General features: G+C 37.4%; 28 protein-coding genes. 14 read left to right on the top strand and 14 right to left on the bottom strand.

What is annotated here, in order from left to right; all coding sequences use genetic code 11:
* Positions 1 to 115 precede the first annotated feature (115 nt).
* The gene (locus tag fad_RS08810) at positions 116 to 457 is read left to right on the top strand and encodes a hypothetical protein (RefSeq protein WP_009886934.1); all 342 of its coding nucleotides are present in this window, start codon (positions 116 to 118) and stop codon (positions 455 to 457) included.
* On the opposite strand, the gene fad_RS08805 is transcribed toward fad_RS08810, so the two are convergent.
* The gene (locus tag fad_RS08805; RefSeq protein WP_081143088.1) at positions 452 to 1,855 is read right to left on the bottom strand and encodes a DNA-directed DNA polymerase II small subunit; all 1,404 of its coding nucleotides are present in this window, start codon (positions 1,853 to 1,855) and stop codon (positions 452 to 454) included. The genes fad_RS08810 and fad_RS08805 overlap by 6 nt on opposite strands.
* Positions 1,856 to 1,975: 120 nt before the next feature.
* On the opposite strand from fad_RS08805, the gene guaB reads away from it, so the two are divergent.
* The 3 genes from guaB (at position 1,976) to truD (ending at position 5,134) form a co-directional block, all read left to right on the top strand.
* Positions 1,976 to 3,433 (top strand): IMP dehydrogenase, encoded by a 1,458-nt coding sequence (guaB, locus tag fad_RS08800; RefSeq protein ID WP_081143087.1) that lies wholly within the window; start codon positions 1,976 to 1,978, stop codon positions 3,431 to 3,433.
* Between the two features lie 124 nt (positions 3,434 to 3,557).
* Positions 3,558 to 3,815: a hypothetical protein gene (locus fad_RS08795; protein ID WP_009886931.1), complete on the top strand. Its 258-nt coding sequence runs from the start codon at positions 3,558 to 3,560 to the stop codon at positions 3,813 to 3,815.
* 74 nt (positions 3,816 to 3,889) lie between these two features.
* On the top strand, positions 3,890 to 5,134 hold the full coding sequence (truD, locus tag fad_RS08790; protein WP_081143086.1) for a tRNA pseudouridine(13) synthase TruD: 1,245 nt from the start codon (positions 3,890 to 3,892) through the stop codon (positions 5,132 to 5,134).
* On the opposite strand, the gene fad_RS08785 is transcribed toward truD, so the two are convergent.
* Both fad_RS08785 and fad_RS08780 read right to left on the bottom strand, forming a co-directional pair.
* On the bottom strand, positions 5,126 to 5,680 hold the full coding sequence (locus fad_RS08785) for a TATA-box-binding protein (RefSeq protein ID WP_009886929.1): 555 nt from the start codon (positions 5,678 to 5,680) through the stop codon (positions 5,126 to 5,128). The two genes, truD and fad_RS08785, sit on opposite strands and share 9 nt — an antisense overlap.
* A 62-nt stretch (positions 5,681 to 5,742) precedes the next feature.
* A complete protein-coding gene (locus fad_RS08780; RefSeq protein WP_009886928.1) occupies positions 5,743 to 6,045 on the bottom strand; it encodes a metal-sulfur cluster assembly factor in 303 nt (100 codons plus the stop codon).
* Between the two features lie 126 nt (positions 6,046 to 6,171).
* Between fad_RS08780 and fad_RS08775 the strand changes: the two genes are divergently transcribed.
* Entirely contained in the window at positions 6,172 to 7,062 is an 891-nt protein-coding gene (locus fad_RS08775) for a DMT family transporter (RefSeq protein WP_081143085.1), read from the top strand.
* On the opposite strand, the gene fad_RS08770 is transcribed toward fad_RS08775, so the two are convergent.
* Positions 7,059 to 8,033 carry a pantetheine-phosphate adenylyltransferase gene (locus tag fad_RS08770; RefSeq protein WP_081143084.1) on the bottom strand — a complete coding sequence of 325 codons (975 nt, stop codon included), beginning with the start codon at positions 8,031 to 8,033 and terminating at the stop codon, positions 7,059 to 7,061. The genes fad_RS08775 and fad_RS08770 overlap by 4 nt on opposite strands.
* A gap of 42 nt (positions 8,034 to 8,075) precedes the next feature.
* Positions 8,076 to 9,278 carry an aminotransferase-like domain-containing protein gene (locus fad_RS08765; RefSeq protein WP_081143083.1) on the bottom strand — a complete coding sequence of 401 codons (1,203 nt, stop codon included), beginning with the start codon at positions 9,276 to 9,278 and terminating at the stop codon, positions 8,076 to 8,078.
* A 123-nt stretch (positions 9,279 to 9,401) separates the two neighbouring features.
* Between fad_RS08765 and fad_RS08760 the strand changes: the two genes are divergently transcribed.
* Together fad_RS08760 and fad_RS08755 are read left to right on the top strand one after the other, a co-directional pair.
* A complete protein-coding gene (locus fad_RS08760; protein WP_009886924.1) occupies positions 9,402 to 9,899 on the top strand; it encodes a GTPase domain-containing protein in 498 nt (165 codons plus the stop codon).
* A gap of 8 nt (positions 9,900 to 9,907) precedes the next feature.
* The gene (locus fad_RS08755) at positions 9,908 to 10,774 is read left to right on the top strand and encodes a hypothetical protein (RefSeq protein ID WP_081143082.1); all 867 of its coding nucleotides are present in this window, start codon (positions 9,908 to 9,910) and stop codon (positions 10,772 to 10,774) included.
* On the opposite strand, the gene rpsB is transcribed toward fad_RS08755, so the two are convergent.
* On the bottom strand, positions 10,771 to 11,370 hold the full coding sequence (gene rpsB / locus fad_RS08750) for a 30S ribosomal protein S2 (RefSeq protein ID WP_373693799.1): 600 nt from the start codon (positions 11,368 to 11,370) through the stop codon (positions 10,771 to 10,773). The genes fad_RS08755 and rpsB overlap by 4 nt on opposite strands.
* A 43-nt stretch (positions 11,371 to 11,413) precedes the next feature.
* A complete protein-coding gene (gene guaA, locus fad_RS08745) occupies positions 11,414 to 12,334 on the bottom strand; it encodes a glutamine-hydrolyzing GMP synthase (protein WP_081143081.1) in 921 nt (306 codons plus the stop codon).
* 286 nt (positions 12,335 to 12,620) lie between these two features.
* Here guaA and fad_RS08740 point away from each other — a divergent pair, with 286 nt between their 5' ends.
* Positions 12,621 to 13,466 carry an ion channel gene (locus tag fad_RS08740; RefSeq protein ID WP_309211351.1) on the top strand — a complete coding sequence of 282 codons (846 nt, stop codon included), beginning with the start codon at positions 12,621 to 12,623 and terminating at the stop codon, positions 13,464 to 13,466.
* Positions 13,467 to 13,535: 69 nt separating this feature from the next.
* Here the strand turns inward: fad_RS08740 and fad_RS08735 are convergent, their stop codons facing one another.
* The 4 genes from fad_RS08735 to fad_RS08720 are packed head-to-tail and all read right to left on the bottom strand — an operon-like array spanning position 13,536 to position 15,623.
* Entirely contained in the window at positions 13,536 to 13,841 is a 306-nt protein-coding gene (locus fad_RS08735) for a hypothetical protein (protein WP_009886919.1), read from the bottom strand.
* 8 nt (positions 13,842 to 13,849) lie between these two features.
* Positions 13,850 to 14,083 (bottom strand): Lrp/AsnC ligand binding domain-containing protein, encoded by a 234-nt coding sequence (locus tag fad_RS08730; protein WP_081143079.1) that lies wholly within the window; start codon positions 14,081 to 14,083, stop codon positions 13,850 to 13,852.
* Positions 14,084 to 14,139: 56 nt separating this feature from the next.
* Complete coding sequence (gene hisS, locus fad_RS08725; protein WP_081143078.1) at positions 14,140 to 15,429, bottom strand: histidine--tRNA ligase; 1,290 nt, start codon at positions 15,427 to 15,429, stop codon at positions 14,140 to 14,142.
* Positions 15,426 to 15,623 (bottom strand): DUF1059 domain-containing protein, encoded by a 198-nt coding sequence (locus fad_RS08720; protein WP_021787545.1) that lies wholly within the window; start codon positions 15,621 to 15,623, stop codon positions 15,426 to 15,428. Before fad_RS08720 ends, hisS begins: the two co-directional genes overlap by 4 nt.
* Positions 15,624 to 15,682: 59 nt before the next feature.
* Between fad_RS08720 and fad_RS08715 the strand changes: the two genes are divergently transcribed.
* From fad_RS08715 to fad_RS08690, 6 genes are all read left to right on the top strand, one after another.
* Entirely contained in the window at positions 15,683 to 16,639 is a 957-nt protein-coding gene (locus fad_RS08715; protein ID WP_081143077.1) for an NAD-dependent epimerase/dehydratase family protein, read from the top strand.
* Between the two features lie 37 nt (positions 16,640 to 16,676).
* A complete protein-coding gene (locus tag fad_RS08710; RefSeq protein ID WP_081143076.1) occupies positions 16,677 to 17,189 on the top strand; it encodes an HPP family protein in 513 nt (170 codons plus the stop codon).
* Positions 17,190 to 17,223: 34 nt separating this feature from the next.
* Positions 17,224 to 19,329 carry a methionine--tRNA ligase gene (gene metG, locus fad_RS08705; RefSeq protein ID WP_081143075.1) on the top strand — a complete coding sequence of 702 codons (2,106 nt, stop codon included), beginning with the start codon at positions 17,224 to 17,226 and terminating at the stop codon, positions 19,327 to 19,329.
* Between the two features lie 408 nt (positions 19,330 to 19,737).
* A complete protein-coding gene (locus fad_RS08700) occupies positions 19,738 to 19,905 on the top strand; it encodes a hypothetical protein (protein WP_236940571.1) in 168 nt (55 codons plus the stop codon).
* 284 nt (positions 19,906 to 20,189) lie between these two features.
* Positions 20,190 to 20,360 carry a DNA-directed RNA polymerase subunit K gene (locus fad_RS08695; RefSeq protein WP_009886904.1) on the top strand — a complete coding sequence of 57 codons (171 nt, stop codon included), beginning with the start codon at positions 20,190 to 20,192 and terminating at the stop codon, positions 20,358 to 20,360.
* 200 nt (positions 20,361 to 20,560) lie between these two features.
* Entirely contained in the window at positions 20,561 to 21,094 is a 534-nt protein-coding gene (locus tag fad_RS08690) for a cob(I)yrinic acid a,c-diamide adenosyltransferase (RefSeq protein WP_081143074.1), read from the top strand.
* On the opposite strand, the gene lipB is transcribed toward fad_RS08690, so the two are convergent.
* From lipB to fad_RS08675, 3 genes are read right to left on the bottom strand one after another with little or no spacing between them, the layout of a single operon-like run.
* The gene (gene lipB / locus fad_RS08685) at positions 21,078 to 21,737 is read right to left on the bottom strand and encodes a lipoyl(octanoyl) transferase LipB (RefSeq protein ID WP_081143073.1); all 660 of its coding nucleotides are present in this window, start codon (positions 21,735 to 21,737) and stop codon (positions 21,078 to 21,080) included. The two genes, fad_RS08690 and lipB, sit on opposite strands and share 17 nt — an antisense overlap.
* On the bottom strand, positions 21,715 to 23,004 hold the full coding sequence (gene lpdA, locus fad_RS08680; RefSeq protein WP_081143072.1) for a dihydrolipoyl dehydrogenase: 1,290 nt from the start codon (positions 23,002 to 23,004) through the stop codon (positions 21,715 to 21,717). The genes lipB and lpdA overlap by 23 nt, the downstream gene beginning before the upstream one ends.
* A complete protein-coding gene (locus fad_RS08675) occupies positions 23,005 to 24,159 on the bottom strand; it encodes a dihydrolipoamide acetyltransferase family protein (RefSeq protein ID WP_081143071.1) in 1,155 nt (384 codons plus the stop codon). It lies immediately after the preceding gene.
* Positions 24,160 to 24,166: the final 7 nt, after the last annotated feature.

Raw genomic sequence — 24,166 nt, 5'->3', positions numbered from 1 at the left:
ATTTATATAATACTTTTGGCAATATATGATATTCAGGATAACTGGAATTATGGCTATCAATTCTGGTAGATTTAATATAGGTTAAACTTTAATTACTGATAGCAATTAATGTGTTATGAAAAAAGACGTAAACGAATACCTGAATAATATTATAAATTCCGCTCCTTCTGAAGAAATGTATTTTGAAGCTATCCGTGACATATTCAAGGACCTGGTTAAGGAATATATAAGGAAGAAGATTAACGAGGACGAAGATCTCAAAAAGCAGATAAGTGAGGTAATAGAAGAATTTATGGAGGCTAAAATAAAGGAATACGATTCCCTGGCAAAAATGGCAAAGGTTACAGCCAAAATCGGCCTAGTCAGTGCCCCTAATGGAATAAAACAGGAAGCACTGAACGATTTTATGAACACCTTCAAAAAGGAAATAGAAGAAATAATTAAAAGTACCCTATGATTCTTTAAAATCCTTTATAATCTGTGTTTTTGAATTTAGATCAAATAACGTCATTATAGAGGGATTGGGGGAAAAATTCATCATTTTCTGGTAATCTGTCTGGGACTGCCATGTTGATGCATTGATATAGCGCACTCCACGATAGCTTCCCTGTGAGAATGAATGTATATGCCCGGTAATGAAAATATCCGGCACCTGATCAATTACATGGTAATCTCTTTTTGAAGGTATTATTGGCGTTTTGCCGCCATATACTGGAGCCAGGTGCCTTCTTTTTAATAGTTCTTCTATTGAAGACCCTACGCTTGCATAACTGGCTCCCGGAACCAGCTCTATCATATCGTTGAGCGACATGCCATGGTAAACCAGGACATTTTTATTTTCCAGAACCAGATTGTATGGATTTGGCAGCAATGTTACATTTTCATTAAAGAAATTCTTTATTTTCTGTGAAAATACCGGTTGTGGCTCTGCAAGCCTGACAATATCATGGTTTCCAGGCATAATAAATACATTCACATCATCCGGAACCATATTTACATATTCTGCGAGTTTTTCGTATTGCTCATATGGATTCAATATCTCCAGGTCTTTATCCTGCCCGGGATATACCCCAATTCCATCCACAACATCGCCGCTAAGTATCAGATATTTGAGCTTTGACGCCTCTTCTTCGGATGCTTTTATCCAGGAAATCATTTTCATAAAATCGTTTTTCCTGAAGGTCTTGCTACCCACATGTATGTCTGATAATGATGCCACAAAAACAGGGTCTTTTTTCTGTTCATCTATTAATTTATAGGGTATGTCCGGCCGTATAATTTCATCAGCAAACAGAACGGGATCCTTGCCTGTATTGCTTACAGACCCTATGACCCCTAACACTTCATCCTCAAGTATCAGTTCATTGTTCATTCCCTTCCCTTTTAAAAGGAAAACGTTGATGTTATCATCAAGGTCTTCAAGCAATAGCCTTTTATGGCCGTTTTTAGTTGTACTTACCTCGGAAACCATGCCAACAATTTTTACCTTGCCCTGGGCCTTTTTTGCGCTTTTGATGGTGTATGTCCCCCTCATTTCAGATGATTGCACTATTATTTTCTTAAGCCTTTCATAGCGGTCCATAAACATTTCCTGGAAATCTTCAACAGAGCTATGGGCTTTTATGTCCGGTATATATACCTCGAAATCCATTTTCTTGCGCTGTGGGCTTCTTATTAATTTTATCACATCGTTTTCGGTGAGAAATCCCGTGTCAAGCACTTCCTGCGTGACCATTTTAGGCAATAGCTCCCCCATGCTGGAATCCAGTATCACATCAAGTGCTTTCTTTGTCACCATGATGCCTTTCGACTGGAAATACACCAGCACTTCTTTGCGATTCTCTATCAGGTCCATTACATCAATAATACATCTTTGCTATAATTTTTATTGTTTTTATAATTCAAATGCATGTACTGCCAGATAATACTGTTGAATTATAAATAATCTTAAATACTGTGTAAGTCTTAACTTGACATGTTTAGAGAAAAATTCCAAAATATTACAGAGGGCTATACTTTTGACGATGTACTTTTAAAACCATTGCATTCATCGATAGAACCTAAAAACGCAAATGTATCAAGCAAATTTTCGCGGCATATCAGCATTGGCATACCGATTGTGAGCTCGCCCATGGATACAGTAACAGAGGAGTCAATGGCAATTGCAATGGCAAGATATGGGGCTATTGGTGTCATTCACCGCAATATGTCAGCGAATGAACAGGTTGAGATGGTTAAGAAGGTTAAGAAAGAGGAGAGCATTATAATCCGGGACGTTTTTTCAATAGCTCCTGACACTCCTGTAAATGTAGCCAGAACTCTCATGAAAACAAAAAATATTGCCGGTTTGCCCGTTGTAGCTTCCGGGAAGCTAATAGGGATTTTAACCAAGAGGGATCTTGAATTTTCAGAGTCAGAAGGCACAGTGAAGGATATAATGACAAAGGACGTAATTACTGCTGATGAGAACGTTTCAATAGAAGATGCAAAGTTTATACTTTATAAAAACAGGGTTGAAAAGCTACCACTTGTGGACTCTAAGGGAAGGCTGGTCGGGCTAATAACAGCTAAAGACATAAAGACCAGGGAAAAATTCCCCAATGCATCAAGGGACGAACAGGGCCAGCTCATGGTGGGTGCAGCTATAGGGGCATACGATATAGATAGGGCTATCAATCTTGAAAACGCAGGATCTGATTTTCTGGTAATAGATACAGCCCACGCCCATAATAAAAATGTCCTCTCATCCCTTAAAAAGATAAGAAATGCAATCCATATAGACATAATAGCAGGCAATATTGCAACAGCGGAGGCTGCGGAGGATCTAATCTCACTTGGCGTTGATGGTTTAAGGGTTGGCATAGGCCCCGGTTCAATATGCACAACCAGGATAGTTGCAGGTGTAGGGATTCCACAGCTAACTGCCATATCAGATGTTGCGGACGTTGCCAGCGAACATGGAATTCCTGTAATAGCTGATGGTGGAATAAGGTATTCAGGAGATATGATAAAGGCACTGGCGGCTGGAGCTTCCACCGTTATGCTCGGGTCACTGCTTGCAGGCACAGAGGAGAGCCCGGGTACAGAAATGATAATAAATGGCAGGAAATACAAGGCATACAGGGGAATGGGGTCAATAGGCGCCATAAAGGCCGGAAAATCAGATAGATATGAAAAACTCGGGACAAATGAGTTCATAGCCGAGGGCGTGGAAGGTTCAGTACCATACAGGGGCAAAGTTTCCGAAAACCTGTTCCAGTTCGTTGGTGGAATAAAGACCGGCATGGGATACCTTGGTGCAGAAAATCTGGAGGAGTTAAAGAAAAAAGCAGTATTTATAAAAATCACCAATAGTGGATTAAGGGAAAGCCACCCCCATGACATACGCATTGTTTCAGAACCTCCAAATTACCAGAATTCTGGCATCTACTGAAACATAAATTATTTTTTATATTTATATACCATATGCTTTATCTGTTGCATCATATTTCAGCAGGTTATGTACATAATTGTTCACATTGAAAACCTTTTATAACCTTTAATAATCTACTATTTATATGGATTGTGAAAACGTCCTTGAAATACTTGGAAATACAGAAATGACACAGGATCAAATTGCCGATAAGATGATAGGAAAATACAGCACATCGGATAATTCTAAGGCAGGTTATTTAAAAATAGGAGCCCAGATACTTGTTGAAAATGAACTGGAATTTCTTCTTAACGAAATGGTGGATAGCAATAAACTGGGCATAAAAAAAGTACAGAATGGCCTTCTGGAACGTGTTTATTATTATGCCAGGAATCCCTGTTAATAAAATTAAACATATGACAGTTGTTTTTAGGTTAAACTCCGGCTTATTATTATATCTTCAGGTTATATGGTCTCATGGAAGATAGCATCATAGGCATTAATGGATATTCTACTGATACTCCTGGCATTGATGGTAATATTAAATATGATCCGGAAAGTTTTATTGTAAATGAGATACCTGTAACAATTCCTGAAAACAATAATGGCAAGTATACCATATTAAAGGTGCGCCTGCGGAACTGGGATACCAATAAATTTTTGATGTACCTGGCAGATCAGTTGCATATAAGCAATAAAAGGATAACATATGCAGGGACCAAGGATAAAATAGGCATAACAACACAGTACTTCTGCATCAATATGCCGGAAAATCAGCAAATCAATAATATATCTATAAAGGATGCCGAGATTATTTCATCCTTCCGTACAGATAAACTGGTTAAACTGGGCGATTTACTGGGGAATGAATTCATAATAAGCATACAATCTACTGATGATAATACACAGAAAATAGGGGAGACCGTGGAGAGCATAGTTAAAAATGGAGGATTCCCAAATTTTTATGGGTACCAGAGATTTGGCAGCATAAGGGCAAATACCCATAAAATTGGTAAACTGCTGGTACAGAATAAATATGAAGATGCTGTTAAAACATATATTTATGATCCCGAATTTGACCGGGAGGATTACAGAAGAACATTCGGAGAGACCGGGGATGCGAAAAGGGCAATAAAAGAGTTTCCTGAATACCTGACATTTGAACGCTCATTGCTGGGTTATATTATAAGGGAAAATACATATAAAAACGCATTCAGCGTATTTCCCAGAAACCTATCTATGTTATTCATACATGCTTACCAGTCATATCTTTTTAACAGAATACTCTCTGACAGGATGAAATATGCCGGAAGCATGCATAAAGTCCTGGAAGGGGATTTGCTTTATCCCGTTGACAGGTATTTTAACCCGGATCGCAGCCAGTTAATACGTGCATCTTCATATAATATCGAAAAACTCAACAATCTTTCCAGGGAAAACAGGATCCGGACAGTTATACCCTTAATTGGCTATTCAACGGAACTATCTTCAGGCATTGAAGGGGAAATAGAAAGCAGAATAATGGCGGAGGAAGGAATAGAGAAAAAGGATTTCAATTTGAGTTCTGATAGGAGGCTGGGTTCATCCGGCGATTATAGAATAATGTCTGTGCTTCCAGTAGATTTCAAAATAATAGAAAAAAATAGAATAAATTTTTCCCTGGGAAAGGGCATTTATGCAACTTCCCTGTTAAGAGAACTTATTAAAGGCGATTTAAATTAATCCGACTTTCTGAAGTTCTTTCTTAACCTTTATTACTGCCTGTTCTATTTCGCTCTCTTCCTTTGCACCGGTACATACAACTTTACCGGAACCGAAAAGTAGCAGTACAACCTTTGGCTCCTCAACCCTGTATACAAGACCGGGGAATTGTTCAGGCTCGTATTCCACATTTTCCAGGCCAAGGGACATTGCTATATCTGTAAGGTTAAGGTCAGATTCAAGGTCATATACTGCAACAATATTTTGAACTATAATATCGGGATTGTCATATACCTCTATTTTAGCTTTTTTCAGTTTGTCAATAATGATATCTATGGTCTTTTTGACATTTTCAAGATTTTTTGCGCCTGTGCAGTTTACTTTTCCGCTTCTAAAAATCAGTACAGCTGTTTTCGGGTCCTTTAACCTGTATATCAATCCAGGGAACTGTTCCGGTTCATATTCTGAACCTTCGAGGGCTAATGCAATGCGGCTTAAGTCTAAATGTTCCGCCAGTGAAGTTGATGCAACTATATTTTCTATGGTTATTTTTTCCATTTCGCTCATATTAATCAATATGTTTATATTTAAAGGGTATATAAAGCTTTTAATTTATATACCATTTATATTCAGTACATATTTAATTGTTCTTTGGCGTAATCTGTCATCATTTCCGGGTTCCATTGCGGATCCCATACGAGTTCTATATCAGCTGCCTCCACATCTGCAAGGTTTTCAACTGATTTTTGTGCTTCTGATAAAATCCACGGTGTCACAGGGCATGTTGGGGCAGTCATAGTCATCTTTATGTAAACCCTGTTTCCATCTGTAATTTCAACATCGTAAACTAAACCAAGGTTGACCACATCCATCCCTATTTCAGGGTCTGATACCTCTTTTAACGCTTCAAGAACTTCTTCTTTGGTTACCATAATATAATCTATTGTAAATGGCTATTTAAACATTATTTAATGTTTAAAGTTAACAATAAATACCATAAATTAACCACCATAAACTTTGCAGGACAAATTTATTAATAATGCCTTGATGTCTGGAATATGGGCAAACAGGCCGATATACTATTATTTGCTACTATGGTAATTTCATGGTCTATTAATTATCCCGTTATAAAAATAGCCCTTAATTATACAGGGCCATTCACACTATTATTTTACAGAATACTATTCTCATCTATATTTATCTATATAATATTCCGCCCAAAATTGCACCTCAGGATTACAAAGGCTGAAATAATACCACTTTTTATTCTTTCACTGTTAAATGTATTGATATGGATGGAATTGTGGTTTCTTGCTGAAACAACAATATCAGCTTCTTTGACTTCAATTATAATATATACATACCCCATAATATCAACATTAATGGCTATAGTATTTCTCAAGGAACAGTATAATAAGTATGTATTTCTCGGTATAGGAATTGGATTTGCCGGTTTGCTTGTAATATTTTCCAATTCACTCCTTTCAGGCTTCAAGCCAGGAATTATAATAGCCCTCCTCGGTGCCATAGTATGGGCCATCGGTACAATATATTTCATGAAATACCATGTGAAAAGGGATAGGGAATCTACTAATTTTTTCCAGATGGGATTTGCATTGTTGCCATCCCTGCTTATAGCCGGAATCGCTACTCCAAGCATATCCATTTTTGAACCCTCCCTCATATTGATATTGCTTGTACTTATAATAGCTATTCCTGGTACTGCTGTTGCATATTTCGCCTTTCTGCATTTAAATAGAAAATATGGCGTATCTACTGTTTCCTCATTCCTTTTCCTTGTTCCTGCATTATCTGTGGTATTCAGTATAATAATATTGAACGAAATTCCATCATTTTACGAAATCATTGGACTGGCGCTCGTTGGAATAGGAATATATTTCTCGGCACGTGGAACAAAAATTAAGGCATCTGCGAAGCCTGTTTCCTAATCAAAACGCCGGCAATAAATATCCGGCCTCATTCTCGGGATAAATGCATTTCTTACTGATTCATATACAAGTGTAGCCCTGGTTACTGAATCTTCTGAAATGAGCCCGGATATGCCTCTGCCATGCCCGATTTTCTTAATACCATACTTAGCTTCCACAAATTCATTGGTGCTGGTGCCATTTTTAATGGCATCTATAACCTGATCAGGCATCTGGAACCCGGACCCAAAACCTGTAGTTATCACACTGTATCTGTCTATTACCACGCAGTAATGCAGGTCATAATACATATTATTAACAGGATTGTAAAAAATTCCAGATTCGATTCCTATTGAGTAATCATTATCTTTTAATCCGTACATTGCCCTATCTGTTGCAAAACGTATTGTATCACTTCCGAAAGGTTGTTCACTTCCTGTTGAATATTCGGTATTCCTTGTGATCCTGTAATTTTTCATGATAGTTTTGATAAACTTTTCCGTTGCTTCCAGTTTCAATTCATTTCCGGTGGAAATTGCTATATTTACAGGTGTTTTCCTTTTGCCGGTTACAGTTATTTCTCCCTTAATTATCCTGGTTGAGCTGATCGGGAATAAATCTTCCCCAAGTGTAAAAGGTATTTTAACAATATGCAGTGGATTTTTGCCCATAGATAAGCGCCGTTCATTAATTCTTATGGCGCCTGCATGCGTTTCCGGCGAAACAACCAGTATGGCATCTTTCACATCAAGCGTATTTCCAAACATGGAATCAAGAGGATGGATCTCATAATTATCAGTAAATTTCTGCATAAACCTCTCAACTCTCGCCTTTCTCCTTTTATAGGAAATAACTATATTTTTATGCTTACGGGCATATTCATCAGAGGTTACGCCTATCATTACCTTATTTCCTGTATTATATGCCGCAAGAAGAAGCTGTTCATGCCCTTTATGAAATCTATTAAATGTGCCACCCACAAGTGTTATCATTATAAGTAAATAAGAAATTATTATAAAATATTAAGTAAAAAGTTAAAGGGATTGTTTTTCCTCTTTAATGGTTTTTGCCAGCCTTTTAACGCCTTCCTTAAGGTCTTCATCGCTGGAATATGTGAAATTCAGGCGCATGGTATTCATTTCCGGATTGTTGTGGTAAAAAGCTGACCCGGTAACGTATGCTATTTTATTGTTTATTGCCCTTTTCAGCATTTTTAAGGCATCCATATCCTTGTTAAGTTTTACCCAGAGAAACATACCGCCTTCGGGCCTGGACCATGTGGCATCACTCATTTCATCATCAAGTGCTTCGAGCATTATGTCCCTTTTTCTTCTGTACAGTTCTATTGTTTTAGGTATCTGCTTATATATTATGCCTTTCCTGATATATTCATAGGCTATATACTGGGAAAGTGAATCGGATGTCAGGTCAAGCGACTGCTTTAATTTGTTAAACTCACCGAGGACTTCAGGCTGTGAAACGGTAAATCCAGTTCTAAGCCCGGGCGCCATTATTTTTGAAAATGTTCCAAGATATGTAACCATATCATTGGTATCAAGGCTTTTCAACGTGGGCAATTTTTTCCCGGAATATCTCAGGTCTCCATATGGATTGTCCTCTATTACAGGGATATTATACTGCTGTGCAAGTTCCAGAAGATGTTTTCTTCTGTCAAGTGGCATAGTATACCCGGCAGGGTTCTGGAAAGTGGGTATTGTGTAAATGAATTTTGGCATAATTCCCTTTGATTTCATGGATTTAAGCTTCTCTTCCAGTTCGTCCGTTATCATCCCGTTATCGTCCATGCTTACAGATTGAGACCTGATTCCACTGGCAGTCAATGAAGACAGCATACCCACATATGTTGGTGCTTCTGTTATGACATAATCGCCCTCATTTGCGAATATTAAAGGCAGTGCATACAGTGCCTGCTGTGAACCTGTTGTAAGCAATATATTTTCCGGGTCAACATTTATGTTTTCATCACTTTTCAGGTATGCAGCCAGCTGTTCCTTAAGCTCAGGAAGACCGTTGGTCTGGCCATATTGCAATGCAGAAGAAACATAGTTCTCCATTATATCGTCAAGTATATTCCTTAGCTCTTCGCCCGGAAAGCTTTCAGGGTTCGGAAGCCCACCGCCGAAGGATATCATGCCGGGCATATGGATATATTTTAAAAGCTCCCTGATTTCAGAGGACTTTATATTTTTCATCTTATTAGAAAATTGAAACTCCATACTATATAATATAACCTGGATATTTAAAATTATTCAGTGGAATAAAATAATAGGGATATACGAAAGCAGAGTGTTATCTGAAAATTAAAAAATGTTTTATAATGGTTCTTAATTCAAACCCTAATGGTTCAGAAGCTGATCTGGAAAGTTACGGTTACAGGCAAAAAAAATTCTGGAAAAAGTTCTATAGTTTCCAGGGCTGTTTACAATACGGCCACACAGATAAGTAGCAGGGGGTTTATCAGGAAGAAAGTAAATACAAATTTTATGTCCGAGGATTATGATATAGACCTTTTATTCCTTGAAATGCCATATGAAACACTGAATGACAAATTTCTTTCCAAATCAACATTCGTATTGTTTGTTGTGGATATTACCGATATGGAAAGCTTGCAGGATGCAGGCAAATTTCTAAGCGAGTTTCCGGATATGGAAGTATTTATTATTGCTACCAAATCGGATATGAGGTATGCATCAGAGTTCTGGGAACCTGAAATATCAAAACTTGCGGACAAGTACGGATCAATATACTTTATTTACAGTAGCCATGATGATTTTTCAGGCATTTTAAACGATGTTATAGGTTATGCTCTGGCAAAAATTTATAATCCGAGTAAATAATACCATGCATGGAAATCGTATGCAGAAACACACATTTTGTTTTGTCTGGCATGGATATTTCACAGATAATCAATAAATACCATGTTGGAAAGATGAGGGATAATGTGCTGGAACTGAACCCCTGTGAATGCATATACCTGTATATGAAAGGAAAAATAATGCCGGAACCGGAAATGGGATTGCCGCAGGTTATAAGCAGTGTGTTCACCGAAGATCTTTACATCTATTACGTATATTCTATTTTAAAAGAAAAAGGGCTAATTGTAAAAAGGGATGGAAATAAGTTTTTCTACAAAAAAACCGGCGGAGAATACGGCATACCTGTTATACTTATCAAGGAAGGCGATTTAATAGATTTCTCAAGCCTCTATGTGGACCTGCCTGCCATATTCATAACTGTTGATGAGGAAAAAAGCATAACATACTTCAGGGCGGATTTTATAGATCCGGAGGGTAACGCAGATTCAGATATTTCCATAGGAAATCCTGAAAAATTGAATAACATATATTACACAACAAACAGCCATCCCGAATGGTTCGGGCAGGAATTCATGGGTGTCAAAATACTCAATCAGTTTGAAGCAAATTATATTTCTGGAGAATTAAAAACAGATGAGGATAAGCTTTACAGGGATCTTATAAAAAGGCATTTTATTGTCAAAAGTGGATTTAAATACGGGCAGAATTTCAGGATTTATTCAGATTCTATGGAAAACCATGCGGAATTTCTTGTTAGCCTTATGACTTCTGAGAAATGGTATAAAATAAGCAGGGCAATAAGATTATCCACCAGTGTCAGGAAAAAGACTCTGATTGCCGGCTTTATAGGCAATGATTTAAAATATATTTATATAGAAAGATTAAGGGATATTTAGATCTGTACTTCGAAATCATCTACCTTAGCTTTCATTTCGTCGTATGATTTTATATCTCCTCTGTTTTTCAAGATTTCCCTTGAAAGCAGCCAGTATATAACTGCAAGAGACATTCTTCCCTTGTTGTTTGTTGGAATAATAAGGTCAACAAAATCTGTTTTGTTGTTTGCGTCACAGAGTGATATTACAGGTATGCCTATCCTTATAGCTTCCTTCATTGCCTGTGTATCTGCTAAAGGATCTGTTATAAGTATTACTTTTGCGTTGTAATAAGACTTTAAATTTGGATTTGTTAGCGTTCCCGGTATAAATCTCCCGATAATAGAACTTGAGCCTACTATTTCAGAGAACTTTGCAACTGGCTTAAATGCATACTGCCTCTGTGCCACAACAAGAATCTGTTCGGGCTGGTACCTTGCCAGCATTTTGCCTGCTTCTATCAGCGCATGGTTTGTTTTTTTAATATCCAGTATATATAAACCATCATTTCTTATTTTGAATATGTATCTATCCATATCCTTTGATTTGACCTGTGTCCCTATATGGATACCGGATTTCTGATATTCTTCTTCCGGTATTAGTAATTGCTCTTCCATCATAATGATTACCTTTTTTATTGAATTGTAAATTATTATATAATTATTCCCATTCTATAGTGGCGGGGGGTTTGTCTGTAATATCATAAACAACTCTATTAATTTCTGGCACTTCATCGGTAATATTTACAGAAATATCGCTGATCAGCTCCCAATCCGGCCTTGAAAAGGTGCCCGTCATCCCGTCAAGTGTATCTATCATTCTGATAGCTATTGTCTCACCGTATGTACGCTGGTCTCCATGAACACCTGTAGTTTTTACAGACAGGAGCACGCAGAAATATTGCCATGGCTTTTCACCACTGTACCTCTCATTTACAGACCTTTCAAGTATATCCGTTGCCTGCTTTAATATCTCCAGTTTATGTTCAGTAACTTCTCCTATAATCCTTATTGCAAGGCCCGGGCCCGGAAATGGCATAACATCTGGAAGCCCGAAATATCTTGATACCTCCCTCACTTCATCCTTGTAAAGATCTCTCAATGGCTCAATCAGTTCGAATCCCAGATCTGCAGGCAAACCACCAACATTATGGTGGCTTTTAATAGTATCCCTGGAAGCGCCACCGCTTTCAATCCAATCAGGGGCTATAGTCCCCTGAAGCAGATATGTAGCTCCAAAAGTCTCAGCTTCTTTCTTGAAAACATCTATAAATGTTTTTCCAATAATTTTTCTCTTCGTTTCAGGGTCTACCACTCCCTTTAAATTATCAAGAAATATTTTTTTTGCATCAATTAATTTGTATTTAACACCAAATTTTTCAAAAAGGGATTTAACACGGGCAACTTCATTTAACCTCAGCAAGCCAGTATCAACAAATATTATTTCTATGTTTTTTATGGGGGCAGCTATCAGTGATAGCAAGGTGCTGTCCTGCCCTCCAGAACAGGCCAGAATCCCTTTTCCGTGCAGTTTTGACAGTATCAGTTCCCTGCTTTCTTCAATAAATTTTTTAGCATCCATATAACCTAATATAGTTATATTATTAATTTTTATACACATGAAGTTATGGAAGGCAAAAAGGAAACCAGCTCCACAATAAGAGTAATCCGGGTATCGAGACGGTAAAAAAAATATTGGCATTTTAAAGTAACTTTTTATATGGACATCGATTATGTAATTATAAATGAATATATTAAAGCGTATCCTCATAAAAATTGAGAGGTATACAGGTTCTAACGTCTTTAAAACTGTATTAATTCTAATCCTGATAGTACTCGTGGGCTCATATCTTGAGTAGGTCTCACAGATAAATACTCAGGGAAGCCAGATAAAAAGCCCGCAACTGGCTATATGGTTTGTATTTCAAACTGTAACTACAGTTGGATACGGGGATGTAGTTCCGGTGAATTTAACAGGCAGAATAATAGCCATAATAATTATGCTCGCTGGAATAGGCACTGTAACCACCTTAACGGCATCTACAGCTGCATACATGACAAACGTTAAATTAAAGCACAAAATAAAGAGTATAAGAATGAAAAATCATACAATAATATGCAACTACAATGATTATTCCAAAAATATTATTCTTAACTATCTTAATAGAAAATTGAAAATAGATTCCCTTGTTCTGATTGCAAACCTTCAGGAAAACCCCGTAAAATCAGATTATGTATTTTTTACCCCGGGGGATCCAACAGACGAAAAAACCCTTGCCGAAGCAAATGCTTCAGAAGCCAAACGTTTTATTGTTACAGGGGATTTTAGCTCCAACGTCCCACTGAATCTTATAGATGCAAAAACAATACTGAATATATTTCAGATAAGAAAACTAAATAAATCTGCTGAAATAATAGCACAGGTAGCCAGTTCAGACAATGTAACAAATGCAAAAAGTGCAGGTGCAGATGAAGTTATTACCCTGAATGAACTCAGTGCCCTTGTCATATCAAAATCTATAATGAATCCCAAACTGCCTGATTTTGTTCTCCGATTATTATCATCCGGTGATGGCCCAAAAATCTATTCTGTAAAAATACCTGATAAGTACATCGTATACAATCTACTTGATTTCAAGAAAATTTTTAAAAAAATAGTAGTTCTATCCGTATTCAGCGAAAATGATTATATTTTTCCGGTTGAGGATAATTAAGAATTTGCTGAAAATAATGTAATTTATTTTATTTCAGAAGAAAACGAAATCAAAGGGTTGATAAAATAATTATGTCTTCATTATTGCCCCTAGAAATACCAGGAGCCCTATAACCACTCCTATGACCGCTGCAATAATATAAAATATCGTCGGTTCCAGAATTCTTGTAATAAAGCTTACTTTGAAAATATCTCCTGAACCAAGAATAACGAATATGCCGATTAAAATTCCAACAACCAGCAATCCTCCTCCAACCATCCTGCTTTTGTTGCTGCCGAAGTATGCGGTGAGAACACCAAACACGATCAGTGATAGGGCCAGCAATGCCAGCAAAACCAACAAAAAAACGTCCCAATTCCATGAAAAACCCGTCATTCAATCACCTACAATTTAATTTCCGCCAATGTTTTTGTATCTACTACGCCGCTTATAGACCTTATGTCCTGTATTATCAGTTTTCCTATTTCAGACATGTCTTCTGTATCTATCCGCACTAAAATATCAAATTCACCAAGAAGCGGATGTATTTCTGTGACATACTTCAATGTAGAAACCCGGTCATAAACTTCATGTTCCTTTCCGGGGATAACTCTTATAAGGACAAAAGCAACTGACATTTATGGTAAAAGCTATTTTTCAATATAAGTTTTGCCATTAGAAATGTTATAATTATTTAGTTATTTCCACTTCTGAGCTTAAGGAAAAATTCATCATATCCTATAGTTGACTGTTCGGAACTATGCATGTTTTTTACCGTCATTGTCTCTTCTTCAATTTCCCGTTCCCCTATGATGATGGCAAAATCAAAGTCTGATGCACTTTTCATCTGTGATGAAATTTTCCTGTGTGTCATATCAACAACTGCAATTTTATTGAGGCTCCTTATTACACTGGCAATTTTAATAATATAATCATAGTTTTCTGATGAAAGGTTGCATATATAATACGATTCTTTCATATTTCTTTTTAACCATAAATTCTGCCTTTTTAGAAGCAATTCTATTACTGCATCCCCTATTGCAAATCCCGCGGCAGGAATTTTCTCCTGTGTAAATAACTGTGAAAGGCCATCGTATCTTCCCCCTCCCAGTATTGCCCTTAATTCTCCTTTCACATCAAAGGCTTCGAATACGATTCCTGTATAGTATGATAAACCCCTGACTATGGAAAAATCAAAATTTATCTTGCTCTCAGTATAGAGCCCGATAAGGTCGAATGTCTTTTTAATTCTCTCTATCCTGGGTTTTATTTCTTCGTAGTTGTTCACTACTCTTTTTATCTTTTTCTCCAAATTGCCTATATCAACCTTTTCGCCTAAAAGCGAAAGGATCTTTTTTATCTCATCCTCCCCGGCACCTATGCCTTTAAATGCCTCAACGAATGAGCTTTTATCAACTTTTTTGTATTTGTCTATTATTGAAAATGCATCGGGTATATCTTCGATGTTCAGGTCCTTTAACACATATTCCATCAAAAATCTGTCATTAATGTTAATTTCATATACCCCGGATAAACCAAGATAATCAAGAATGCTTGAAGCCAATCCAACAATTTCCGCATCTGCTTCCTCAGAATCAAGCCCGAACACATCAGCATTGAACTGGTAATGTTCCCTGAATCTTCCCTCCTGAGGTTCTTCATATCTCCATACCTTTGGAAATGAATACCATCTAACAGGCCTTGGAAGGTCTTTTCTTGCTGTGAGCAACCTGACAGTGGAAGGCGTGGCTTCCGGTATCATTGTAACCTCCCTGCCACCTTTATCGGTAAATGAAAAAGTTTGGTTGACAATCTCTGTCCCTGATTTAAGCCTGTACAGGTCAAGTGGTTCAAGGCTTGGAAAATCAATCAGCTGATAACCAAAATTCTCAGCAGCGTTTGTAATTTTCTTGAAAAAGTAATTCCTTACTTCCATATCCTCCGGATAGTGGTCTCTGAAACCCTTTAATTTCTCAACTTTCATATTTCCCCTTTGTATTCTTCACCCTCATATATGACGGATTCAATTTTTTTCATTGTTTCCTCATCTATATCGTTCGTTGCATGTGCATAATGGAAATGGATCCTTATCCTGGGAAATATGTCCTCCCTTTTCTCTGCGTGGTTCTCGAATGAGCAATTCCATCCCAAATCTTTACATTTGAAATAATATGTCATAGTTACCCTATTAATTTTTAATATAAAAACAATTATTATTTATCAGGCTATCTACATCCATGCAAGGGAAAAACATACTTATTACTGGGGGAGCAGGATTCATAGGTTCCAATATGGTCGAAAAACTATTGCCAGACAACAATATAACAGTACTGGACAACCTTAACAACCATGTTGGAAATCGTTTCATAACACAATTTATGGAAAACAAAAACTTTCATTTTATAAACACAGACCTGCTTTCATTTGATTACGGTTCATTAAAAGGCATTGACACAGTTATCCACTTTGCAGCCAATTCCGACGTCAGGTATGGTTCACAGGACCCGACAAAAGATTTTCAAAATAACGTTGTTGCAACTGAAAACATCCTGGAATACATGAGAAAATATGATGTTAAAGACATACTATTTGCATCCTCATCCACGGTGTATGGCGAAGCATCGATCATGCCTACACCAGAAAATTATGGGCCCTATATGCCCATATCATCATACGGGGCATCGAAGATGTCCAATGAAGGATTCATTACAGCTTACTCCCATTATTACGGATTTAAAGGCTCTATTTTCAGATTTGCAAACATAGTGGGTAAAAACTCTACCCACGGAGTTATATATGATTTTATAAATAAATTGTTGAAAAGTCCTGATGAACTTGAAATACTGGGCGATGGCACACAGAAAAAATCATACATGCATGTAAAAGACTGTGTGGATTCAATGATATACGTCCATGAAAAATTAACAAGAACGGATATTATTAATCTGGGAAATCGTGAAACAACATCGGTAAAAACCATTGCAGATTATGTAGTAAAGAGAATGGGCCTCAAAAATGTAAAATACCGTTTCACAGGCGGAATAAATGGAAGGGGATGGAAAGGAGATATAAAAATTACCCATCTTGCTATAGATAAGCTACTATCCACAGGGTGGAAGAGCAGGTATACCAGTGACGAATCCGTTGATGTGGCTGTCCAGGAAACAATAGACCAGCTAAAAAATATAAAGTAGGCAACATGTTGATAAACTATTAACATATCTATTTTCAATGGAGAAACCTGGCAAGAGTATAGTACGGCTTAGAAACAGCATAATACCGGCTATATTCATAGGTATAACCATAACATTTACAATTTTATTTTTATCCCTGCTGCATATATACATCATTCCAATAGCCAAATTTATTGTTTTTTCATCCTTTGCTTCCAGTTGCTTCCTGCTTTTCATGGAACCTGAACAGAAATCATCACGCCTTTCAAAATTTGTGGTGAGTTATATAATATCCGGTGCCATCGGTATAGCCGGTGCGTTTATAGAACCCTATATAGGGATTTATTATACCCTTGCAATAGTGGAAACTATAATTGCAATGCTCCTTGTAGAGGCCCGTGCAATGCATCCACCTGCTATGGGGATAGCCGTTGTTTTTATTCTTGAAAAAGCAAATGTATTTGCCTTATTATTCCTTTTTTCTGGAATGGTCCTTATAATTATATTCGATAAATTCCTGAACAAATTTGTATATCTATTTGACGATGAAGTAAAGAAAATAGATAGATAATAAAAACTTAAATTTTAGTGTATACTACACAAGAATGGAACGGGAAAAGATTCTGGTAAACTGTGCACTTCCCTACGCAAATGGGCCATTGCATCTGGGGCACATAGCCGGTGCATATTTAGGTGCCGATATATTCGTGAGATTTAATAGAATGTCAGGAAATGAAGTGCTATTTATCTCTGGAAGCGATGAATATGGAACTCCTATTACAATCAGTGCCGAAAAAAATCATGTGCCACCCCAGGAAATTGCGGATAAATATCATATTGAACAGATAAATTCATTCAATTCAATGGATATCATATTTGATAAGTTTACCCGAACCAGTGACCCCGAGCATGTAAAGGATGTAGATGAATTTTTTATTAACCTGCTGGAAAAAGGATACCTTGTAAAGCGATATATGATATCCCCATTCTGTGTTGAAATCAATAAATTCATGCCTGACAGGTACATTGAAGGCGAGTGCCCCTATTGCGGATATAAGGAAGCCAGAGGGGACCAGTGTGATAACTGTGGGCAGACTCTCGATCCCATAGAACTTATTAACCCTATATGTAAAATGACAGGAAACAGCCCTATTTTCAGGGTAACAGACCATTTTTTCCTTAAACTTGATTCCCTGCAGGAAAAGCTGGCAGAATTCATTGATTCAAAGACCTACTGGAGGCCGAACGTCCTGAAATTCACACAGAATTTTATAGGAGAAGGGTTACATCCCCGTGCAATAACAAGGGATCTGGATTGGGGTGTAAAAATACCTTTAAAAGGCTATGAAAATAAGAAAATATACGTGTGGTTCGAAGCACTTATAGGCTATATAACTGGAGCCAGAGTGTATTCTGAAGAAACTGGAAAGCCAGATTACTGGAAGGAATTCTGGATGGATAAAAACATAAAATCATATTATTTTATCGGAAAGGACAACATACCGTTCCACACAATAATATGGCCTGCTATGCTGCTTGCCCATGGAGGGTTTAATCTGCCATATAATGTTCCAGCCAATGAATATCTGAGATTTGAGGGGGAAAAATTCTCAAAAAGCAGGGGCATAGGGTTCACTGTGGATGAAATGCTGAAATTTGTGGATAAAAACTCACTGCGTTATTATATGTCATCTGTACTCCCTGAAACAGGAGACTCTGATTTTTCAATGAATGAATTCCAGCTTAAGGTCAACTCTGAACTTATTGACAAATATGGCAATTATATATACCGTGTAGAAAGCTTCATAGAAAAAAATGGCTTATCACCGCATGAGCCAGAAACAATGGATGCGAAAGACCGTGAAATGATGAAATTCCTTGAAGACAAATTTTCTGAATACAGCATGGAGGTTTCCGGTATCCATATCAAACGCGGCATATCAATATGGCTGGAAATTGTTATGGCAGCAAATAATTACTTCACAGAATCTGCACCATGGAAACTTATTAAGGAAGACATGGAAAAGCTTAATGAGAAATTATATGTATCGCTTAAAATAGGGCAATATCTCACTGCAATGCTATATCCATATGTACCATCTGCAGCTGAAAGCATATGGCAAACATTCGGGATTTCAGAAAATTTAGAAAATGCAACATTTAATGATGTCCTCAAAATTAATAAATTTAATATTAAAAAGGGATCAATACCATTCGAAAAAATAGATTTCTCGAATCCTGATATACTTGATATCCAGCTTGCCACAATTGTTTCCGTAGAAGACCACCCTGGCGCAGATTCACTTTATTCCATAAAACTACACGGGGATAAAATTTACCAGACAGTTTCTGATCTGAAGAAATACTATACAAAAAGCGATCTTCAGGGGAAGCAGGTACTTATACTTACCAACATTGAAAAGGCCAGGATACGCGGTGTTGAATCCCAATGCCTTATTCTATCGATATGGAATGGAAATTCAAAAGAAGTAATCTCTTCAACAGGGAATGATGGTGATTTTGCAACCCTTGGAAAATACCGGTACAATGGTGAAGAAACACTTACATTTAAAGAATTCCAGAAAATGGAATTCACAGTTTCAGATCACCATATAATAGCAAAATTGCAGGAAGAGAGCCTCCCCGTAATGCTAAATGGGAAAGATGTTAACGTATCTATCGAAAATCTGGATAAAGCTTCTATTGCTTAATTTATGCAATATTTAATAACCATATTATGAAAATTATTATGCTGGCACTGGAAGAGTTCAGAGATTTGGAGTTCCCGTGATGTTGTATATTTTTTTCAAAAGATATATTATTTCCTGTTATTTAATGATTAAATTCATTGGTACCAGGAGGTTTATATTTACACATAATTACATACACAACCAATTTGAATATTTTTTATTAAATATTACCTGATTTTAAATCATGTTTTTACTATTTAAACATATAATTTTAGCATTTATATTGAATTTTAATTTAATATTTTTAATATAATTTATAGATCTTGTTGATAGCACATTTTTCTGGCTTATAATTACTGACACTATCGAATAGAGAATGGCTACCAGGAAAGGAAAATAGACATAAGGGAAAAGACACACTCAAGCCATATGGCTATAAGGCAATTTCTGTACTTCTTTTCCATACTGGTATACAACCTGTGGATCCTTATCAACCTTATAAGGAGAATATATGGTTTATCACATATCATACTCACGGACTTTTTAATAGCTATGGGAAATAGGAAATGGAAAACAATAATGAATAGCAATGGATAAATAAATAATAATTGCTGGAAAATAGAGCTATGATTATAGCAGTATTAGCTTAAGCTATGGACATTAATATTTTTAATATTCTGATAATGCTGTTAAATTGATAGGTTTTGTATTTTATAATGCAACATTGATGTATAATTCTGGTTGAATGGAAAATAAAATCATGCTATTTATTCATAAATTAATGATGTTCTATATAACTATTAGAGACATGCGGAGAGTCTGATGGGATAGAAATGTTTATTTATTCTAATTTAATACACATCTTACTTTAAATGATTTCTATGATGCTAACTAAGTTTGAAAAAGCGAGAATTATTGGGGCCCGGGCACTGCAAATTGCTATGGGCGCACCTGTTATTCTAGACGTTTCGCCTGACATGATAGACCCCATAGATATCGCAATATTTGAATTCGATAATGGAGTTATACCCATAACAATCAGAAGAAAATAATACTTTTCTTAAATTTATTCCATGAGGTAATATGTTACGGTTTTGCTTATTGTTAGCCGTTGAGTAATTCAAAATTTTTTCATGGTTCTCTCCGATATTACCGTATGCTGTCATTCTAAAACATGTTTCTAATACAAAGTGTTAAATTTGTCAACGTTGCCCATAACAAAGAATTAAATCTATATTTATAATACAATTCTATGTTTACGCGGCGTGGCGATCAGGGAGAAACCGACAACGGGCTCAGAGTACGGATAGGAAAGGATTCTCCAATGGTGGATTTTCAGGGCACACTTGATGAACTCAATTCGTTTATAGGGAATGCACTTATTAATACAAAATGGGATGATATACGGAACGATCTGATTAAAATTCAGAACGATGTGTTTGTGCTTGGTGAAGACCTCACGGCCGAAAGCCAGCACAGGACTATAAAGGAAGAAGATGTTAAATGGCTTGAGCAGCGGGCAACAGAATACAGAAAGGAAATAGGGAAAATTAAACTTTTTGTTATACCGGATGGCAGCCAGGAAGCAGTATCACTCCATATAGCCAGGACAGTTGCAAGAAGGGCTGAAAGGCTTTCGGTTTTTGTATCGAAAGAGATGTCCGTGAACAAATATATACTCATATACCTTAACAGGCTATCATCTGTACTGTTTATGCAGGCTCTTGCTTCAAATAAACGCCTCGGAATTACAGAGCGGATCTGGGATATTAAACGGGAGTCCTGATTAAATTTTCCTTATCTATATAGGAAAATTCTCCAAAGTGCCCTGAAAATTCTTTTAGCAGCCCTTTAATTGCATCCTCCCTTGGAATATCCACATATGATATGACGCTGCTGTTCATCCCGCATGGGTTTATCAATCCGAATCCATCAAGTACTGAAGCTGATATATTTAATGCCATTCCGTGATATGAAACGTAATCATCCACTGCCATTCCAAGGGACGCCACTTTATTCTTTATACCTCCTTTATCTATCCATATCCCGGGTTCTCCATAGAGCATGGCATTATAGCCGTAAGTTTTCAACATAGCAATGTATGATTCCTCAATACTTTCAAGAAGTTTCCTTACCTCCTTTTTTCCGTTTATCCTGACATCAAATATGAAATAGGTTATAAGCTGGCCTTCTCCATGGTACGTTACATCGCCACCGCGGTCTGTTTTAATGACATCTACATTTTTATAATTCTCCGGGTCACTTTTTCTTCCTATTGTGTAAACATTATAGTGGTCAAGAAATAAAATGGTATCAGGGATTTTATTTTCCTTTCTCCTGGCTACCAGGTTATACTGGATATCAAGTGCATCGCTGTAACTAACTTTTCCAAGGTCAGTCCAGTAATCAGTCACGCCTTTCTGCTGCATCCTTCAAACCCTCCGATACAGTTGGGTGTGGATGGATGGTCAGGAATAAATCATCTATGGAAAGCCCTGATTCAACCGCAAGGCTGATTTCTGTTATGGATTCTGAGGATCTCGGAGCAGCTACTCCGGCACCTGTTATGGTACCGTCGTCATCGTAGTACAATTTGAAGAATCCGTCCTGCTGGTTCATTGTCAATGACCTTGGATTTGCAAGCACCGGCACCTTGTTCGATTTGGTTCCCGCTTTTCCTGTAAATGCTATTTCAGGATCGGTATAAACCACAAATGGCATGGCTCTGTAATCAACAACAGTATCATTTCCAAGTATATTCTCCGCAGCTACATATCCATCGTAAAATGCCTTGTGTGCCAGCATAGGGCCGCCTGAAACATCGCCAATAGCATATATGTTCGGAACATTAGTCCTCTTATGGCTATCGGTTTTGATGAAGCGCCCGTCCATTTCAATTCCAAGTTTTTCTATTCCACTGCCTTCTGTATTTGGTATCCTTCCCACAGACATGAGCACGGTATCAGCCTCTATCGTGTCACTGCCTTCTATAGCTACTTTATAGTTCTTATCCTTTTTAACTGAAAGCACCTTCATTCCGGTCATTATATTCACACCAAGCTTTCTGAGCCTTTTGTCGACTTCCCTGGCAAGATCTTCCTCAATTTCGGGTAATATCCTGTCTTTCATTTCCACAATATAAACTTCTGAACCGAGTTTCCTGAAGGCGGTTCCCATTTCAACTCCTATATATCCGCCACCTATTATGACAAGTTTTGATGGAATATTTTCAACTGCAAGCATCTCCCTGTTATAATAAACGTCGTCAATCCCTTTTATCTTTACCGGAACAGACCCTGTATTAATGATTATATTTTTTGCTGTATAATCTGTACCATTTACTGTAACTGTATTTCTGTCCTTTACTGACCCGACTCCGTAGATAACCTTAGCCCCGAGGCTTATGCAAAGCTTTTCAGCACCGCCTGTTATTCTTTTTACCATGGATTCTTTCCATTTCTGCCATTCTTTCATGTCTATTTTATAATTCAGGGTAACTCCTGGCATATCATGGAGGTAACCTATGTTCTCACTTAATTCTATCAGGGCTTTTGACGGTATGCAACCGTAGTTAAGGCATTCTCCGCCAAACTTTTCCTTTTCTATGATAAGGACTTTCTTCCCGTGCTTCAGCAGCCTGAGGGCGGAGTAATATCCTCCTGCACCGGAGCCAATAATTGCAGCATCGAAATCCATTTAATCACCTATGTACATAAGAGGATATTCAAGCACTTCCTTTAATTTTTCAAGGTATCTGGCCGCTTCAGCACCGTCTATAAGCCTGTGGTCACATGCAAGTGTGAGATACAATCCATGTTTCAGTTCACCGTTTACAAATCCCGAGGTTCTAGTATTTATTTCAAGTATTGCCACCTCAGGGTAATTTATTATTGGTGTAGCCATTATTCCTCCGATAGACCCTATATTCGTTACTGAAAATGTTGAACCCTGGACATCCTGCAATCCAAGTTTGCCATTTCTGGCTCTTTCAGCCATATCTTTTATCTCTTCAGATATCTGGAATATGTTCTTTGATGCCACATCTTTGACAACAACCACTGTTAGCCCGGCAGGGGAATCCACAGCAACCCCTATATTGTACTTTTTCTTTATGGTATAGGTTCTGTCATTTTCATTGTATACTGCATTCAATTTAGGGAAATCCCTGAAGGCCACAGTAACTGCTTTTACGAAAAATGCAGTAAAACTGACGTACTTTTTCTTTGAATACTGGTTTATGGCTTTTTCAATATTTTCCGTATCTATGAAATCTGTTATGGTGAAGTGCGGTATTATCTGCTTGGACTTTGTCATTTTGTCGAATATTAGCTTCCTTATGCCGGTAGGCGTGAAGACCTCATCCTCTTCTGATGGCGCCTTTTGTGCAACCGGTTCTGCAGGTTGCTTCATATAGGCATCTATATCCTCCTTTGTGATCCTTCCATCCTGGGCAGCCGGTTTGACCTTTAAAATATCCACGTTCTTTGACCTTGCATATGCTCTCACCGCCGGAGTAGCCTTTACAGAAGGTATTTTTTCATCTGTGCTTACAGATACCTCCTGGTGTGCTGTTGTTGCTGGTTTCTCTGCCGGTTTTTCAGGGCTATTTGACTCATCCGGAGAATCTATCTCTACCATAGCATCCCCTATCATAGCCGTTTCTCCTTCCTTTATCAATATTTTTGATACTTTTCCTGCAACTGGGGAGGGTATCTTTACCGTTATTTTATCTGTCATTACTTCAACCAGTTCATCATCTTTCCTGATCGAATCTCCCGGTTTTACTGTCCATTTAACTATTTCTCCTTCCTGAATGCCTTCTCCAATTGGGGGCAAACTAACTGTATACATCTTTTAT

The sequence above is a fragment of the Ferroplasma acidiphilum genome, from assembly GCF_002078355.1.
Lineage (GTDB): Archaea > Thermoplasmatota > Thermoplasmata > Thermoplasmatales > Thermoplasmataceae > Ferroplasma > Ferroplasma acidiphilum.
The sequence above is the reverse complement of the archived record's forward strand: the minus strand, read 5'-3'. Positions and strand labels throughout refer to the sequence as shown.

Bases quoted from the DNA above. Each gene is read 5' to 3' on its own strand.
- fad_RS08700 (WP_236940571.1), top strand. From the start codon at position 19,738: ATGGCTATAAGGCAATTTCTGTACTTCTTTTCCATACTGGTATACAAC.
- fad_RS08810 (WP_009886934.1), top strand. From the start codon at position 116: ATGAAAAAAGACGTAAACGAATACCTGAATAATATTATAAATTCCGCT.
- lipB (WP_081143073.1), bottom strand. From the start codon at position 21,737: ATGCAGCAGAAAGGCGTGACTGATTACTGGACTGACCTTGGAAAAGTT.
- fad_RS08695 (WP_009886904.1), top strand. From the start codon at position 20,190: ATGATGCTAACTAAGTTTGAAAAAGCGAGAATTATTGGGGCCCGGGCA.
- fad_RS08770 (WP_081143084.1), bottom strand. From the start codon at position 8,033: ATGATAACACTTGTGGGTGGCACATTTAATAGATTTCATAAAGGGCAT.
- fad_RS08780 (WP_009886928.1), bottom strand. From the start codon at position 6,045: ATGGTAACCAAAGAAGAAGTTCTTGAAGCGTTAAAAGAGGTATCAGAC.
- truD (WP_081143086.1), top strand. From the start codon at position 3,890: ATGGAAGATAGCATCATAGGCATTAATGGATATTCTACTGATACTCCT.
- guaB (WP_081143087.1), top strand. From the start codon at position 1,976: ATGTTTAGAGAAAAATTCCAAAATATTACAGAGGGCTATACTTTTGAC.
- fad_RS08735 (WP_009886919.1), bottom strand. From the start codon at position 13,841: ATGACGGGTTTTTCATGGAATTGGGACGTTTTTTTGTTGGTTTTGCTG.
- fad_RS08795 (WP_009886931.1), top strand. From the start codon at position 3,558: ATGGATTGTGAAAACGTCCTTGAAATACTTGGAAATACAGAAATGACA.
- metG (WP_081143075.1), top strand. From the start codon at position 17,224: ATGGAACGGGAAAAGATTCTGGTAAACTGTGCACTTCCCTACGCAAAT.
- hisS (WP_081143078.1), bottom strand. From the start codon at position 15,429: ATGAAAGTTGAGAAATTAAAGGGTTTCAGAGACCACTATCCGGAGGAT.
- rpsB (WP_373693799.1), bottom strand. From the start codon at position 11,370: ATGGAAGAGCAATTACTAATACCGGAAGAAGAATATCAGAAATCCGGT.
- fad_RS08765 (WP_081143083.1), bottom strand. From the start codon at position 9,278: ATGGAGTTTCAATTTTCTAATAAGATGAAAAATATAAAGTCCTCTGAA.
- fad_RS08775 (WP_081143085.1), top strand. From the start codon at position 6,172: ATGGGCAAACAGGCCGATATACTATTATTTGCTACTATGGTAATTTCA.
- fad_RS08710 (WP_081143076.1), top strand. From the start codon at position 16,677: ATGGAGAAACCTGGCAAGAGTATAGTACGGCTTAGAAACAGCATAATA.
- fad_RS08720 (WP_021787545.1), bottom strand. From the start codon at position 15,623: ATGACATATTATTTCAAATGTAAAGATTTGGGATGGAATTGCTCATTC.
- fad_RS08785 (WP_009886929.1), bottom strand. From the start codon at position 5,680: ATGAGCGAAATGGAAAAAATAACCATAGAAAATATAGTTGCATCAACT.
- fad_RS08760 (WP_009886924.1), top strand. From the start codon at position 9,402: ATGGTTCAGAAGCTGATCTGGAAAGTTACGGTTACAGGCAAAAAAAAT.
- guaA (WP_081143081.1), bottom strand. From the start codon at position 12,334: ATGGATGCTAAAAAATTTATTGAAGAAAGCAGGGAACTGATACTGTCA.
- fad_RS08755 (WP_081143082.1), top strand. From the start codon at position 9,908: ATGGAAATCGTATGCAGAAACACACATTTTGTTTTGTCTGGCATGGAT.
- fad_RS08730 (WP_081143079.1), bottom strand. From the start codon at position 14,083: ATGTCAGTTGCTTTTGTCCTTATAAGAGTTATCCCCGGAAAGGAACAT.
- lpdA (WP_081143072.1), bottom strand. From the start codon at position 23,004: ATGGATTTCGATGCTGCAATTATTGGCTCCGGTGCAGGAGGATATTAC.
- fad_RS08675 (WP_081143071.1), bottom strand. From the start codon at position 24,159: ATGTATACAGTTAGTTTGCCCCCAATTGGAGAAGGCATTCAGGAAGGA.
- fad_RS08805 (WP_081143088.1), bottom strand. From the start codon at position 1,855: ATGGACCTGATAGAGAATCGCAAAGAAGTGCTGGTGTATTTCCAGTCG.
- fad_RS08715 (WP_081143077.1), top strand. From the start codon at position 15,683: ATGCAAGGGAAAAACATACTTATTACTGGGGGAGCAGGATTCATAGGT.
- fad_RS08690 (WP_081143074.1), top strand. From the start codon at position 20,561: ATGTTTACGCGGCGTGGCGATCAGGGAGAAACCGACAACGGGCTCAGA.